Raw genomic sequence first — 15,328 nt, forward strand, 5'->3', positions numbered from 1 at the left:
ACGCTCCGTGTCATCTTGTTGGACCGGGTTCAGGCGTCGCTCTAGCGTCGCCACGACGTCTGCCGAAAAGAGCCGAACCCGTGACCACCAGTCCCCCCTCCGCGCGCCCCGCTGCGCGTCCGCCGCGCCCCTCCACCAAGCCGAACGGGCAGTGGAAGATCGACGGCACGACGCCGCTCAACGGCAACGAGGAGTGGAAGCAGGTCGACGACGGCCTCGCCGTTCGCGAGCGCATCGAGAACGTCTACGCCGCGGGCGGGTTCGCATCCATCGACCCGACCGACCTGCACGGCCGCTTCCGCGTGTGGGGGCTCTACACGCAGCGCAAGCCCGGCATCGACGGCGGCCGCACGGCGACGCTGAGCCCCGAGGAGCTCGAGGACGCCTACTTCATGCTGCGCGTCCGCATCGACGGCGGGCAGCTCACGACCGCGCAGCTGCGCGTCATCGCCTGGATCTCGCAGGAGTTCGGCCGCGACACCGCCGATCTCACCGACCGCCAGAACGTGCAGCTGCACTGGGTCGAGGTCGAGTCGATGCCCGAGATCTGGCGCCGGCTCGAGGCCGTCGGTCTCGGCACCACCGAGGCGTGCGGTGACGTTCCGCGCGTCGTGCTCGGCTCCCCCGTCGCGGGCATCTCGGCCGACGAGCTGATCGATCCCACCCCGCAGATCGACGAGATCACGAGCCGCTTCATCGGCGACCCGACGCTGTCGAACCTGCCCCGCAAGTTCAAGTCGGCCATCACCGGGCACCCCAACCAGGACGTCGTCCACGAGATCAACGACGTCGCCTTCGTCGCGGTCGAGCACCCCGAGCTCGGCATCGGCTACGACCTGTGGGTCGGCGGCGGACTGTCGACCACCCCGCGCCTCGGCGAGCGCCTCGGCGTCTTCGTCTCGCCCGAGCGGGTGGCCGAGGCCTGGCACGGTGTCGCGCAGATCTTCCGCGACTACGGCTACCGGCGCCTGCGCAACAAGGCGCGTCTGAAGTTCCTGCTCGCGGAGTGGGGCACGGAGAAGTTCCGTCAGGTGCTGCAGGACGAGTACCTCGGCTACGCCCTCCCCGACGGTCCGGCGGCGCCCAAGCCCGCGGCCCCCGGCGACCATGTCGGCATCCACCGGCAGAAGGACGGGCGCTTCTACGTGGGCGCGACGCCGATCGTCGGCCGCGTCTCGGGCACGACGCTCGCGCGCCTCGCCGACCTCATCGAGGAGCACGGCTCGACGCGCCTGCGCACGACGCCGCACCAGAAGGTCGTGATCCTCGACATCCCCGAGGACCGCGTGGAGTCGCTCGTCGCCGGCCTCGACGAGCTGGGCCTGCAAGCGCGGCCGAGCCTCATCCGACGCGGCACGATCGCGTGCACGGGCATCGAGTTCTGCAAGCTCGCGATCGTCGAGACGAAGGTCAACGCCACCGCCGCGGTGAAGGACCTCGAGGAGCGCCTCGCGGGCTTCGACCTGCCGCACCCGATCTCGCTGCACGTCAACGGCTGCCCCAACTCGTGCGCGCGCATCCAGACCGCCGACATCGGCCTGAAGGGACAGCTCGTCACGATCGACGGCGAGCAGGTGCCCGGGTACCAGGTGCACCTCGGCGGCGGGCTCGCCTCCCAGGATCGCGACGAAGCCGGCCTCGGCCGCACCGTCCGCGGGCTGAAGGTGGCCGCCGACGGCATCGCCGACTACGTCGACCGGGTCGTGCGCCGCTTCCTCGACGACCGCGACACCGCCGCCGACGAGACCTTCGCCCAGTGGGCCCACCGCGCGGACGAGGAGGCCCTGCAATGAGCGTCTCCCTCGCTCCGCGCGTCACCGCCCGCCGCAGTCACGACGAACTGAAGGCCCTCGCCGAGCAGGGCAACGTCGAGCTGCGCAGCCTCGCCGACGACGAGGCGTCGCCCGCCGAGGTCGTCGCCTGGGTGGCGCGCCACTTCTCCCCCGAGTCCGCCGCCGTGGCGTGCTCGATGGCGGATGCCGCGCTCCCCCACCTCGTCGCCCAGCAGCTGCCGGACGTCGACGTGCTCTTCCTCGACACCGGCTACCACTTCCGCGAGACGCACTTCACGCGCGACGAGGTCGACCGCGCCCTCGACGTGCGCGTCGTCGACGTGCTGCCCGAGCAGACGGTCGCGGAACAGGATGCCGCCTTCGGCGAGCGCCTCTACGAGCGCGACCCCGCACTGTGCTGCGCGCGTCGCAAGGTCGACCCCCTGCAGGGAGCCCTCGGCGGCTACGAGGTGTGGTTCACCGGCGTGCGCCGCGACGAGGCACCCACGCGCACGCACACCCCCCTGGTCACGTGGGACGAGCGCAACGGCCTGGTCAAGGTGAACCCGGTGGCGGCGTGGAGCTTCGACGACCTCATCGGCTACGCCACCGACCGGAAGGTGCCGGTCAACCTCCTCCTCACCCACGGCTACCCGTCCATCGGGTGCGAGCCGTGCACGCGCCCGGTCGCCCCGGGCGAAGATCCCCGGTCCGGCCGCTGGGCGGGCCTCTCCAAGACGGAATGCGGGTTGCACACATGAGCGCTGTGTCCACGGCATCCACTGCCCTCTCCACCCTCGACCTGCTCGAGGCCGAGGCGATCCACGTGATCCGCGAGGTCGTCGCCGAGTTCGAGCGTCCCGTGCTGCTGTTCTCGGGCGGCAAGGACTCGGTCGTCGTGCTGCACCTGGCGACCAAGGCGTTCGCGCCGGGCCGCGTGCCCTTCCCCGTGCTGCACGTGGACACCGGACACAACTTCCCCGAGGTGCTGCGCTTCCGCGACGAGACGGTCGAGCGCCTGGGCCTGCGCCTCGAGGTCGCGCGCGTGCAGGACTACATCGACGACGGGCGCCTGCAGGAGCGCACCGACGGCACCCGCAACCCGCTGCAGACCCTTCCGCTGCTGGACGCCATCGCCGCCGGCCGCCATGACGCCGTCTTCGGCGGGGCGCGGCGCGACGAGGACAAGGCCCGCGCGAAGGAGCGCATCATCTCGCTGCGCGACGAGTTCGGCCAGTGGGATCCGCGCACCCAGCGACCGGAGCTCTGGAGCCTGTACAACGGCCGGCACACCCCGGGTCAGCACGTGCGGGCGTTCCCGATCTCGAACTGGACCGAGCTCGACATCTGGCGTTACATCGAGCGCGAGGACATCGCCCTCCCCCCGCTGTACTTCGCGCACGAACGCGAGGTGTACCGCCGCGGTGACATGTGGCATCCGGTCGGTCCGTTCTCCCCTCCCCGCGAGGGCGAGACCGTCGAGGTGCGCACGGTCCGCTACCGCACGGTCGGCGACATGAGCTGCACCGGCGCCGTCGAATCGGATGCCGCGGACCTGGCGTCCATCGTGGCCGAGGTCGCGCGCACCACCATCACCGAGCGCGGGGCGACCCGCGCCGACGACCGCCTCAGCGAGGCGGCCATGGAAGACCGCAAGAAGGACGGGTACTTCTGATGTCGCTCGACACCCTCGAGGCTCCGGTCGACACGATCGAGCCGACCCTGTTCCGCTTCGCCACGGCGGGCTCGGTCGACGACGGCAAGTCCACGCTCGTCGGACGCCTGCTGCATGACGCCAAGGCGATCCTCGCCGACCAGCTCGAGCAGGTCGCGCGCACCTCCGCCGACCGCGGCTTCGCGCACGGGGCGTTCGACTTCGCCCTGCTGACCGACGGTCTGCGCGCCGAGCGCGAGCAGGGCATCACGATCGACGTCGCCTACCGCTACTTCGCCACCGGGTCGCGGTCGTTCATCCTCGCCGACTGCCCCGGCCACGTGCAGTACACGCGCAACATGGTCACCGGTTCCACCACCGCCGACGCCGTCGTCGTCCTCGTCGACGCGCGAGCGGGCGTGGTCGAGCAGACGCGCCGTCACCTCGCGGTCGTCGCGCTGCTGCGCGTGCCGCACGTGATCGTCGCGGTCAACAAGATCGACCTCGTCGACTTCTCGGCCGACGTGTTCGCATCGGTCGCCGCCGACGCGCGGGCGGTCGCGGCCGAGCTCGAGATCGACGACCTGCACGTGCTGCCGGTCTCGGCCCTCGAGGGCGACAACATCGTCGACCGCTCGGCCCGCACACCCTGGTACGACGGGCCCGCGCTGCTCGAGCTGCTCGAGACGCTGCCCTCCGCCGACGAGTCCGCCCGCGACGCCGAGCCGCTGCGCCTTCCCGTGCAGTCGGTCATCCGCCCGCAGGGCGGGCTGTCGCCCGAGCTCGCCGCCGACCCCGAGACCGCCACGGCGCTGCGCGACTACCGCGCCGTCGCCGGCCGCATCTCACGCGGCGCCGTGCGCGTGGGCGACGAGGTCGAGGTGTCGGGCTCCGGGGTGCGCACGGTGGTCCGCGGCATCCGAGTGGCGGGAGTACCGGCCGATAGCGCCGTCGCTCCGCAATCGGTGTCGCTCGAACTGGCCGACGACGTGGATGCCGCCCGCGGAGCGGTCATCGCCTCGGCCGGCACTCTCCCGGTCGCGCGCCGCGAGGCGGACGTGGAGCTGTTCCAGCTCGACGCGCGCCCCCTGACCCCCGGCGCGCGCGTGCTCGTGAAGCACGGCACGGCCACGGTGCAGGCGATCGTGGCATCCATCGACTCGCGCTACGACCTCGACGCGCTGGCCCACGTCGACGCGGACCGGCTCGAGACCAACGACATCGGCCGCGCGCGCCTGCGCCTGGCCGCCGACCTGCCGCTGGAGCCCTACCGCGACAGCCGCCACGAGGGCTCGTTCCTCGTCATCCATCCGTCCGACGGCGCGACTCTCGCCGCCGGCATCGTGCGCTGAGCAGCGCGCGACGAACCCGCGCCCATCGGCGCACCCAGCCCTGCGAAGGAGGCGACAGTGAACAAACGACGCATTGCAGCAACGATCACGACCCTGGGAGTGGTGGCAGCGATGATGGCGGGCTGCGCCTCTTCGACGGCGGAAGCCACCGACCAGGGTCCCGCCGAGGAGCTGCGTCTCGGCTACTTCGCCAACGTGACGCACGCACCCGCGCTCGTGGGCCTGCAGGAGGGCCTGCTGCAGGACGCCCTCGGCGACACGAAGCTGTCGACCGAGGTGTTCAACGCCGGGCCCGCCGCGATCGAGGCCCTGTCGGCCGGCGCGATCGACGCGACCTACATCGGGCCGAATCCGTCGATCAACACGTTCATCCAGTCGCGGGGCGAGTCGGCGCGCGTCATCGCCGGAGCCGCCACCGGCGGCGCGGCGCTCGTCGTTCGCGACGGGATCACCTCGCCGCAGGATCTGAAGGGCAAGACCCTCGCCACCCCGCAGCTCGGCAACACGCAGGACGTGGCGCTGCGCGGCTGGCTCGAGGAGCAGGGCTTCGCCACCGACACCTCGGGCGGCGGCGACGTGACGATCACCCCGACCGAGAACGCGCAGACTTTCCAGCTCTTCAAGGATGGTCAGCTCGACGGCGCGTGGCTGCCCGAGCCGTGGGTGTCGCGCCTGGTCGTCGACGCCGGCGCGAAGGTGCTCGTCGACGAGGCCGACGAGTGGCCCGACGGACAGTTCCCCACCACCGTGCTGCTGGTGCGAAAGGACTTCCTCGACCAGCACCCCGAGACCGTGTCGAAGCTGCTCGCCGGGCACACGGCATCCGTCGACTGGATTGCCGACAACCCGGGCGAGGTCGCGGGCGTGGTCAACGCGCAGCTCGCCGCCGACACGGGCAAGCCGCTCGCGGACGCGGTCATCGCCCGGGCGCTCGAGCATGTGACGTTCTCGGTCGACCCGCACGCGGAAACCTTCTCGACCCTGGTCGAGCACGGCATCCAGGCGGGCACGCAGAAGCAGGGCTCGATCGAGGGACTGTTCGACCTGCGCCTGCTGAACGCGCAGCTCGGCGACGCGAAGGTCTCGGCCGCCGGACTCGGCGAGGAGTGACATGACCACGGCCCGCACCGACAGCCGCCCGCCCGTCGCCGCCACCGCGCCCGCGGTGCGCATCGAAGGGGTGTCCAAGCGCTTCGGTGCGGGCCCGGTCGTCCTCGACGACATCACCCTCGATTTCGCCCCCGGCGAGTTCGTGTGCCTGCTCGGCGCCTCGGGCTGCGGCAAGTCGACGCTGCTCAACCTCGTCGCCGGCATCGACCGCCCCACCGCGGGCCGGATCGAGGCCCCCGCCGAGGGCTCGGCGGTCATGTTCCAGGAGTCGGCGCTCATGCCCTGGCTCACCGCCCGCCGCAACGTCGAGCTGGCCCTGCGGCTGCGCGGCGTCTCGCGCGCCCGCCGCCGCGACGAGGCTCTCGCCCTGCTCGACACCGTCAATCTCACGGATGCCGCCGACAAGCGCCCGCACGAGCTGTCCGGCGGGATGCGCCAGCGTGTGGCGCTCGCCCGCGCCCTCGCGCAGGACCGGCCCGTGCTGCTGATGGACGAGCCGTTCGCCGCCCTGGACGCCATCACCCGCGACCTGCTCCACGAGGAGCTCGAGCGCGTGTGGCGCGCCACCGGTCGCACGATCGTGTTCGTCACCCACAACGTGCGCGAGGCCGTCCGCCTCGGCGAGCGCATCGTGCTGCTCGGCAGCCGCCCCGGCCGCGTCGTCGGCGAATGGCGCACCGCCGACGTCGAGGCGAAGGATGCCGGCGCCCTCGCCGCCGAGATCACCGACGAGCTGCGCAAGGAGATCCGCCGCAATGCCCGCTGAGACCGCGACCCGCTCCGACGACCTCCGCAGCCTCGAGGCGGGGCTCGATCGCCTGCAGACCACCACCGACGCGGCGACGCCCCGCTGGCGCCGCTGGTCGGCCAGCATCCTTCCGCCCGTGATCTTCGTCGTGCTGGCGATCCTCGTGTGGCAGGCGTACATCTGGATCGCCGACCCGCGACCGGACAAGGCGCCGAGCCCCGCCGACGTCATCGGTGCGCTCGGCTACGCCTGGGACACCGGCCGCCTTCAGGAGGCGGTCCTGACCAGCCTCGAACGCGGCATCCTCGGCTTCCTCATCGCGATCGTCATCGGCACCCCGATCGGTCTGCTGCTGGCCGAGGTGCGCCCGATCCGCCGCGCGGTCGGGCCGATCATCTCAGGGCTCCAGGTGCTGCCGTCGGTCGCGTGGGTGCCCGCCGCGATCATCTGGTTCGGGCTCACGGATGCCACGGCCTACTTCGTCATTCTGATGGGCGCGATCCCCTCCATCGTCAACGGGCTCATCTCGGGCGTCGACCAGGTGCCACCGCAGCTGCGGCGAGTCGGCACGGTGCTCGGCGCGTCGAAGTGGCAGCTCGCCACCTCGGTGATCCTCCCCGCCGCCCTCCCCGGCTACTTCGCCGGGCTCAAGCAGGGGTGGGCGTTCTCGTGGCGCTCCCTGATGGCGGCCGAGATCATCACCTCGGGCGGCACGATCGGCTTCGGACTCGGCACGATGCTGCAACAGACGCGCGACCTCGCCGACCTCGCCGGCGTGCTCGCCACGATCGTGGTGATCCTCGGCATCGGCATCCTCATCGAGCTCGCTTTCTTCGGACCGATCGAACGGCGCATGCTGCGCGGCCGCGGGCTGCTGCTCTCGGGAGGCGCGAAGTGACCCGGGATGCCGGCATCCCGGCCCCGCAGCACGTGGCGGCCCGCGCTCCGCAGCCGGCCGGGGCTGCGGCATCCGGGACCGTCTGGCTCGTCGGCGCCGGACCGGGAGACCCGGGCCTGTTGACCCTGCGGGGGCTGCGCGCGCTGGAGTCCGCCGACGTGATCGTCGCCGACCGCCTCGGCGCGCGCGGCGTGCTCGACGGCCTCGCGGCCGAGGGCGTGCACCTGAGCGCCGACATCATCGACGTCGGCAAATTGCCCGGTCACCACGCCGTGCCGCAGGATGCCATCAACGCCCTCCTCGTGCGGGAGGCGCTCGCGGGGCGGAGCGTCGTCCGCCTGAAGGGCGGCGATCCGTACGTCTTCGGCCGCGGCGGCGAAGAGCTCTTCGCCTGCCAGGAGGCCGGCATCGAGGTACGCGTGGTCCCCGGTGTCACGAGCGCCGTCTCGGTGCCTGCACTGGCCGGCATCCCGCTCACCCACCGCGGGGTTGCGACGAGCTTCACCGTGGCGACCGCGCACGATCAGATCGCCGCGCTCGGCGGCGGACGCGATCACACCGTCGTGCTGCTCATGGGCGTCGGCACGCTCGCTCACTCGGCGCTCACCCTCGCCCGCGGCGAGCGCGGTGCGGACTGCCCCGTCGCAATCATCGAGGACGGCTTCGGCGCGCGCCAGCGCGTGACCGTCGGAACCCTTGCGACCATCGCCGCGCAGGCCGCCGAGCGCGGGGTGCGCTCCCCCGCCGTGGTGGTCGTCGGCGACGTGGTGCGCCTGAGTCCGTACGCGCCGGCCGCCCTGGCATCCCTCGATCTCACGTTCGACCCGCTCGCCGTTCCCCGAAAGGCCCCTTCGCTGTGACCTCGTCCTCTCTCACCTCGCTCCGTGTCGCGATCGTCGGTGCCGGCCCCGCGGGCATCTACGCCGGCAACATCCTCACGCGCGCGGTGACCGACGCCGGCGGCACGGTCGCCATCGACCTGTTCGACTCGCTGCCCGCCCCCTACGGCCTCATCCGATACGGCGTCGCCCCCGACCACCCGCGCATCAAGGGCATCGTCGACTCGCTGCACGAGATGCTCGACACCGGCGTCACCCGCTTCATCGGCAACGTCGAGGTGGGCCGCGACCTCGCCGTCGACGAGCTGCACGACCGGTACGACGCCGTCATCCTCGCGACCGGGGCCCTGCGCGACGCCCCGCTCGACATCCCGGGGATCGATCTGCCCGGTTCCTACGGCGCGGCCGACTTCGTCGCCTGGTACGACGGCCACCCCGACGTGCCGCGCGACTGGCCCCTCGACCAGCGGGAGGTCGCGGTGATCGGCAACGGCAACGTCTCCCTCGACGTCGCTCGCGTGCTCGCCAAGCACGCCGTCGACCTGCGCTCCACCGAGATCGCCGACAACGTGCTCGACGGACTCGAGGCCTCCGCCGTCACCGATGTGCACGTGTTCGGTCGCCGCGGACCCGCCGACATCAAGTTCACGCCCATCGAGCTGCGCGAGCTCGGCGAGGTGCCGAACGTCGACATCGTCGTGCACGACGAGGACTTCGCGGATGCCGATCCCGCCCAGGCCCCCAACAACCAGCTCAAGGTGATGCTGCGCGTGCTGAACAGCTGGCGCACGCGCGAGCGGACCGGCGCGAGCCGCCGCCTGCACCTGCACTTCTACCACTCGCCCCTCGCCGTGCTCGGCGACGACCGTGTCGAGGGCCTGCGTTTCGAGCGCACCGAGCCCATCGGCGACGGCACCGTGCGCGGCACCGGCGAGATCCGCGAGATCGCCGTGCAGCAGGTGTACCGCGCGGTCGGGTACTTCTCGAGTCCCGTGCTCGGCGCCCCGTTCGATGCCGTGCGCGGCGTGGTGCCGAACGTCGAGGGCCGGGTCGTCGACGGCGACGCCCCCGTGACCGGCCTGTACGCCACGGGCTGGATCAAGCGCGGACCGGTCGGCCTGATCGGACACACCAAGTCGGATGCCATGGAGACCGTCGCCCACCTCGTCTCCGACGTCGAGGCCGGGTCGCTGCGGGCCCCGTCCGTCACCGACGACGTGCTCGAGGTCCTCGCCGCGCGCGGGGTGGAGTTCACGACCTGGGAGGGCTGGCGCGTCCTCGACGCGCACGAGCGCGCGCTCGGCGCCGCGCACGAGCACACCCGGGAGCGCGTCAAGGTCGTGCCGCGCGAGGAGCAGGTGGCCATCGCCCGCTCCGCCGCGCTGGTCCCGTGACCGCGGACGCCGCCGTCGACGTCGTCGTGGTCGGCGGCGGCCCCGCCGGTCTCTCGGCCGCTCTCAACCTCGCCCGGGCGCGGACCTCGGTGCTGCTCGTCGACGCGGGGCGACCCCGCAACGCCGCGACGCTGCGCTCGCACGGCTACCTCACCCGCGACGGCATCCCGCCCATCGAGCTGCGCAAGCTCGGACGCGCCGAGCTCGAGGCGTACCCGAACGTGCGGATCGTGGATCGCTCGCCCGTCGCCCGCGTCACCCGCGACGACGACGGCTTCACCGTCACCCTCGCCGGTCGTGCGGCGACCACCCTGCCCGAGGTGCGCGCGCGGGCCGTCGTGCTCGCGACCGGGCTGCGCGAGACGCTGCCCGAGGTGCCGAGCCTGCGGGCGTTCTACGGGATCACGGTGTTCAGCTGCGCCGCGTGCGACGGCTGGGACCTGCAGGACCGACCCCTCGCCCTCATCGGCGAGACCGGCGACCTCGCGGCACGCGCGCGGCTGCTGGCGCGGTGGACCTCGAGACTCACCGTCTTCACGAACGGCACCCCCGCGATCGACGCCGTCGACGAGGCCGAGCTGGCGGCATCCGGGATCACCGTCGACCGACGCCGCATCGACGACCTCGAGGGCGACCGCGGACACGTCACCGCCGTGCGCCTCGTCGACGGCGACCGCGTCGAGATCGACGGCGGGTTCGTGCGGCCGCTGTGGGACGCCGCCCTCGACTTCGTCGCCGAGCTCTCCCCCGATCGGGATGCCGACGGCCACCTCGTCACCGACCGCTCGGGCCGCACCTCGGTCGCGGGACTCTACGCGGCGGGCGACGCGGCATCGCCAGGACCCCAGCAGCTGATCGTCGCGGCCGGGCAGGGCGCGCGCGTGGCGGCGGTGCTGGTGCACGACCTCGTGGGCGTGCGGACGTCGCACTGAGGCGGGCGGGGAGCTCCCGCGGTGAGCCCCGCGTCAGGCGTTCCGCGGTCGTCAGGGCATGCGCGCGTCGCGCCGCGGAGTGCGGACGCCTGCGGTCGCGTGGAAGGCGCCGAGGCGCGCTCGATCAGCCGCCGAGCGACCCCGCGTCGGTGGAGCCGACGTCGGTACGGTGGAAGTTCAACGACGAGCGCGACGCGGTCGGGCCGCGCTGCCCCTGGTAGCGGTTGCCGTAGGGACCCGAGCCGTAGGGGTTCTCCGCGGGGGAAGTGAGGCGGAAGTAGCAGACCTGGCCGATCTTCATCCCGGGCCAGAGCTTGATCGGCAGCGTCGCGACGTTCGACAGCTCGAGGGTGACGTGCCCCGAGAAGCCCGGGTCGATGAAGCCGGCGGTGGAATGGGTCAACAGCCCCAGGCGTCCGAGCGACGACTTGCCCTCGAGGCGGGCGGCGACGTCGTCGGGCAGCGTGACGCGCTCGAAGGTGGAGCCGAGCGCGAACTCACCGGGGTGCAGGATGAACGGCTCGTCGGGCTCGACCTGGATGAGGCGCGTGAGTTCGGGCTGGTCCTCGGCGGGGTCGATGAAGGGGTACTTGTGGTTGTCGAACAGCCGGAAGTACCGGTCGAGTCGCACGTCGACGCTCGACGGCTGCACCATCGCAGGGTCGAAGGGGTCGAGACCGAGGCGCCCGTCGGCGAGCTCGGCACGGATGTCGCGATCGGAGAGCAGCACGGCCCCAGCCTAGAACGCGTCGGCTCCGCGCACCCCTCGGTTACCGCGCATCACGGGCGCGGCGGCGCCTGACCGCACGCGAGGTCACGTGACCTGGGCGGGCGGACGTGTGCTGGCGCGTGGCCTCGGCGAGGTCACGTGACCTGGGCGAGTGCACGTGCGGTGGCGTGTCGTCTCGACGAGGTCACGTGACGTGGCGCGCACCGCAACCCACGAGGGTCCGGATGCCACGGCGACGCTGTTATGCTGGCCGGGCTGCCGCAAGGCGCACGGGGCTGTAGTTCAATGGCAGAACTTCTGCTTCCCAAGCAGACAGCGCGGGTTCGATTCCCGTCAGCCCCTCAAATTGTCACTTCCACTTCTAGACCGGACGATTCGCAGTTAGGTCAGACCGGCTGAGATGACCGGGCAGTCGCCCCAAAAGCCTCTGAAGGTCCTCTGCAGTCGAAACTCGCCTATTTCGCCAGAGGCCGCAGTGGTGGCGAGGTGCGGAGTAGCCCTGCTGAGATGACGTGCAGCCCATAGGTCCGCTCGAGGAGCGAGGCACACCACCGCGTCCATCGTCCGGCGGACAGCCCCGGGCCCCAGGCCCCAGGCCCCAGGCAGAGGATGACGCTGCGGCCGCGGCGCAATTGCACGCCTGACCGCGAATCCCCGGCGGCACTTCCACAGTGCTTGGCGTCCGCGCGGAAAGCCGCGACCATGCCCTCTGCGAGTTCGTCAGCGACAACTCGGGGCCAGCGTTGAACGCAAAGGGAGCGGCGCAGGAAGCACCTACAAGCAAGACGACTCCACCGCCTGACCCGTGCGCCAGGGGGAGGGCCGCCGAAGTGGCCCATCTCGACTCGGCGCTTCGAAAACTCACCATCTGTCTGCATGCGCCGAGGCGGTCTCAAGTAGAGCCCGCAGGTTTGGGTCGCTTTGTGATGTTCGCTTCGTCCGTGGCCCCCAGGAAAGGCATCCCCCGGGGGACGGTGCCCATTCCTCCTCGGGCTGGGGCCGCCCGTGGCGAACGAATTCCCCCCATGAGCTCATCATTCGGTGTGAGAGAGCGGCCTGGGCGGGCGGATTTGGCTCATCGCCGAAGAGCATCGGGAGCTCATCGGAATGGCCTGCACGAATCTCCTCAGAACTATCTGGGTCGAAGACGAACTCGTAGGTCAGAGCACCACGCCGGGAGGCGACGACGCGAGCCGTCGGTAGGCGGTACATGACTTGCGATAGCACCGCCTCGTATGCCGCCGTTGCGGAGGGTGTGCTGCCTCGATCCGCGTTCATCGCCTCACGCACGGACTCCCACGCGACCCCGGGTGCGACTGCGGCTAAGAGATCGTGGAGCGCCTCAACACTGTGCCCAGCCGGATCGACCCACGGTAGGGCTTCGTGCCGGTTGGTTCCAATGAGGAGGCTGACGTTTTTCCCGACGCCGCGGTCAAAGGACCGGAGCGGGGTTTCGCAGAGCAATCGACCGTCGATCAATGGGCGAAACGGGAGGGAATCTATAACTGCGCGCTGTGAGCGCTCGATTATGACCCGCTCCTGTGCGCGCATCAGCAGTCCAATGGGCATGTCGACCAGCTCGGTGGCCGCCAACGCGCCGGCCGCCCTCAACAGCTCATCTCGGACTTCCTCCGCCTGCTCGATGGAGGCGGTTCGCTCTGCCGTGCAACTGTGCGCGATGGCGCGGGCGAAGAGCCCGGCGCCGGCCCCTGATGCGAGCAGGGCCAAGACGTCAACACCACCAGACGACTGACCCATGACGGTGACCGCGTCGGGGTCTCCGCCGAAACGGTGAATGTAAGCCTGTACCCATCGCAGTGCTGCGAGCTGGTCGTGCAGCGCGAGGTTCCCTGAGTCCGCGAACCCGGCTGCATCCCTGTCCAGATGCAGATGTCCGAGCAAGCCGAGGCGATACTCCACCGCGACGACGACAACACCCTGTGATGCGGCAAACCGAGCCCCGTCGGTGGCGCTGTTCGTGGAGCTCCCGCTCACGTGGGCGCCACCGTGGATCCACACGAGGACGGGGGCTGAGTCCGCCTCGGCTGGAGACCACACTGTGAGGTGGAGGCAATCCTCGCTCCCCAAAGCGCCGGGCTGAGGAGCGCTGAGAGTCAGCCGGTCGGGACCGGGCGCCTCGAGAACGGGAAGGCGAAAGCGTTCGGCGCGCGCGTATCGAATCCCGCGTGCGATTCGCAGCGATTCCCGCGCTCCGTTCAACCGAGTCACGCCAACCCCGCGCGCTCCAACGTGGTGCGGTAATAGCCCTCGGCGCGGGCCAGGGTCTCATGATTGCCCTGCTGGACGATGCGCCCATTCTCCAAGACGACAATCCTGTCAGCTGCTCGGATAGTCGACAGACGATGAGCGACGACCAAGGTCGTTCGACCAACGCGCAGGTTCGTCAGCGCCTTCTGCACCGCAGCTTCGGATTCTCCGTCGAGGGCTGCTGTCGCTTCGTCGAGGAGGAGGATCCGTGGGTCACGGGCGAGAGCACGCGCGATAGCGAGACGCTGCCGTTGACCGCCGGAGAGGCTGCCCCCTCGCTCGCCAACGAGGGTGTCCCACCCCTCAGGCAACTCGCGAACGAAGTCGCTGGCATTCGCGCCCTCCAGCGCCGCCCACACAGCATAGTCGTCCAGGTCGGGCGAGCCATAGGTGATGTTCTCTCGCACGGTGGCGGCAAACAAGACGGGCTCTTGCGGTACGACGGATACGAACCGGCGATATGTTCTGCGGTCGACGTCTCGGAGATCATGACCATCGATGAACACCCGTCCTCCTTGTGGGGATATCAACCCGAGCGAAAGGTGCAGCAGCGTCGACTTGCCAGACCCGGAGGGTCCGATGAAAGCGACCGTTTCCCCTGCCCGTACCGTCAGGTCTACGTCGGTGACAACAGGTTCGCGGGAGTACGCAAAGGTCACCGATTCGAAACGGATTTCACCTGCTACCCGGGTCACGGCGGGCTTGCCGTCGTTCTGTTCGATCTCGTCCGCGGTGAGCAATTCCTGCATCGACGAGATAGATTCGCGACCTCGAGTGATCAGGGGCGCAAGCTGGAAAACAGCGACAGTCGTCGCGGTCAGCAGCCCGAAATAGCTGCTCAGGAGGATCACATCTCCAGCCGACACATCGACGACGCCCGTCAACGAGGCGAGGGCGGCGCCGAAGAGACAAGCCAAACTCAGCGTTTGGAAGCTGGCCCATGACATGGCCCCGAACCGACCGTTGATGCGGTCTAGATCAAATCCTGCGGCGCGTACATGCTCTGCGCTGGTCGTCACTCGCTCGACCGCTACGGCCTCCAGGCCGTGAGCTCGAGTGACGGACAGGAGCGAACCCATCTCGCTGATTCTGCTCGACATGCGCTCAACCTCGCGACGGAAGCGTTCGTTGGCTGCAGAGGTGCGCAGTCGTAGCCAGCGGATGAGCATGACGGCGAGCGGGACGGCGACGGCGAAGAAGATGAGGAAGGCAGGCGCTCTGACAGCCATCGTCACGCTCGCGCCGACGAGTACAGAACCGGCGGTCAGGATGGGCCCGAAGCTCTGCTGGAGCATCAGTTCGACGTTTTCAACGTCGCGCACGAGCTTGGTTTGAGCGAGAGCACTCGCGGAGCGCGAATGGTAGGCCAGCGACAGCGTCTGCAGCCTCTGCGTGAGGCTCCGTCGCAGGTCAGCCCCGATGCCGCGGACCGCTGAGAAGTAGGCACGGACATAGATTGCGTTCGCGCCTACGTTCACCGCGACCGCCGCCGCACCCAGCAGTGCCCACAGCATAAGGCCCGCGGGCGGCGCGCCGCTGATGAGGAGGTCAAGCACTTCCGCGGTGACGATGGGAAGCACCCACAGCGGGCTGTCTTTGAGCACGAATGCAAGTGACGCGACGGCGATGCG

General features: G+C 70.4%; 13 protein-coding genes and 1 tRNA gene. 11 read left to right on the top strand and 3 right to left on the bottom strand.

Going from position 1 to position 15,328, the window contains the following annotated elements; genetic code table 11:
• The first annotated feature begins 80 nt into the window (after window positions 1-80).
• From Q9R20_RS04945 to Q9R20_RS04990, 10 genes are read left to right on the top strand one after another with little or no spacing between them, the layout of a single operon-like run.
• Window positions 81-1,793, top strand: coding sequence for a nitrite/sulfite reductase (locus Q9R20_RS04945; protein WP_311248256.1), 1,713 nt, complete (start codon window positions 81-83; stop codon window positions 1,791-1,793).
• Entirely contained in the window at window positions 1,790-2,533 is a 744-nt protein-coding gene (locus Q9R20_RS04950) for a phosphoadenylyl-sulfate reductase (protein WP_311248257.1), read from the top strand. Before Q9R20_RS04945 ends, Q9R20_RS04950 begins: the two co-directional genes overlap by 4 nt.
• The gene (gene cysD / locus Q9R20_RS04955) at window positions 2,530-3,447 is read left to right on the top strand and encodes a sulfate adenylyltransferase subunit CysD (protein WP_311248258.1); all 918 of its coding nucleotides are present in this window, start codon (window positions 2,530-2,532) and stop codon (window positions 3,445-3,447) included. The genes Q9R20_RS04950 and cysD overlap by 4 nt, the downstream gene beginning before the upstream one ends.
• The gene (locus Q9R20_RS04960) at window positions 3,447-4,778 is read left to right on the top strand and encodes a GTP-binding protein (protein WP_311248259.1); all 1,332 of its coding nucleotides are present in this window, start codon (window positions 3,447-3,449) and stop codon (window positions 4,776-4,778) included. The genes cysD and Q9R20_RS04960 overlap by 1 nt, the downstream gene beginning before the upstream one ends.
• Before the next feature lie 57 nt (window positions 4,779-4,835).
• Complete coding sequence (locus Q9R20_RS04965; protein ID WP_396653658.1) at window positions 4,836-5,888, top strand: ABC transporter substrate-binding protein; 1,053 nt, start codon at window positions 4,836-4,838, stop codon at window positions 5,886-5,888.
• Window position 5,889: 1 nt separating this feature from the next.
• The gene (locus Q9R20_RS04970; RefSeq protein WP_311248260.1) at window positions 5,890-6,654 is read left to right on the top strand and encodes an ABC transporter ATP-binding protein; all 765 of its coding nucleotides are present in this window, start codon (window positions 5,890-5,892) and stop codon (window positions 6,652-6,654) included.
• A complete protein-coding gene (locus tag Q9R20_RS04975) occupies window positions 6,644-7,534 on the top strand; it encodes an ABC transporter permease (protein WP_311248261.1) in 891 nt (296 codons plus the stop codon). The genes Q9R20_RS04970 and Q9R20_RS04975 overlap by 11 nt, the downstream gene beginning before the upstream one ends.
• On the top strand, window positions 7,531-8,394 hold the full coding sequence (gene cobA / locus Q9R20_RS04980; RefSeq protein WP_311248262.1) for a uroporphyrinogen-III C-methyltransferase: 864 nt from the start codon (window positions 7,531-7,533) through the stop codon (window positions 8,392-8,394). Before Q9R20_RS04975 ends, cobA begins: the two co-directional genes overlap by 4 nt.
• Window positions 8,391-9,767, top strand: a complete 1,377-nt coding sequence (locus tag Q9R20_RS04985) for an FAD-dependent oxidoreductase (protein ID WP_311248263.1) — start codon at window positions 8,391-8,393, stop codon at window positions 9,765-9,767. The genes cobA and Q9R20_RS04985 overlap by 4 nt, the downstream gene beginning before the upstream one ends.
• On the top strand, window positions 9,764-10,699 hold the full coding sequence (locus tag Q9R20_RS04990; RefSeq protein WP_311248264.1) for an NAD(P)/FAD-dependent oxidoreductase: 936 nt from the start codon (window positions 9,764-9,766) through the stop codon (window positions 10,697-10,699). The genes Q9R20_RS04985 and Q9R20_RS04990 overlap by 4 nt, the downstream gene beginning before the upstream one ends.
• 124 nt (window positions 10,700-10,823) lie before the next feature.
• Here Q9R20_RS04990 and dcd read toward each other — a convergent pair whose 3' ends face one another.
• On the bottom strand, window positions 10,824-11,429 hold the full coding sequence (gene dcd / locus Q9R20_RS04995) for a dCTP deaminase (RefSeq protein ID WP_311248265.1): 606 nt from the start codon (window positions 11,427-11,429) through the stop codon (window positions 10,824-10,826).
• A 271-nt stretch (window positions 11,430-11,700) separates the two neighbouring features.
• Here dcd and Q9R20_RS05000 point away from each other — a divergent pair.
• Window positions 11,701-11,771 (top strand) — tRNA-Gly (locus Q9R20_RS05000).
• 519 nt (window positions 11,772-12,290) lie between these two features.
• Here the strand turns inward: Q9R20_RS05000 and Q9R20_RS05005 are convergent.
• A complete protein-coding gene (locus tag Q9R20_RS05005) occupies window positions 12,291-13,658 on the bottom strand; it encodes a carboxylesterase family protein (protein WP_311248266.1) in 1,368 nt (455 codons plus the stop codon).
• Window positions 13,655-15,301 carry an ABC transporter ATP-binding protein gene (locus Q9R20_RS05010; protein ID WP_311248267.1) on the bottom strand — a complete coding sequence of 549 codons (1,647 nt, stop codon included), beginning with the start codon at window positions 15,299-15,301 and terminating at the stop codon, window positions 13,655-13,657. Before Q9R20_RS05010 ends, Q9R20_RS05005 begins: the two co-directional genes overlap by 4 nt.
• Between the last annotated feature and the right edge of the window lie 27 nt (window positions 15,302-15,328).

This window comes from Microbacterium sp. PRF11 (assembly GCF_031844085.1).
In the GTDB taxonomy this organism is placed as follows: domain Bacteria; phylum Actinomycetota; class Actinomycetes; order Actinomycetales; family Microbacteriaceae; genus Microbacterium.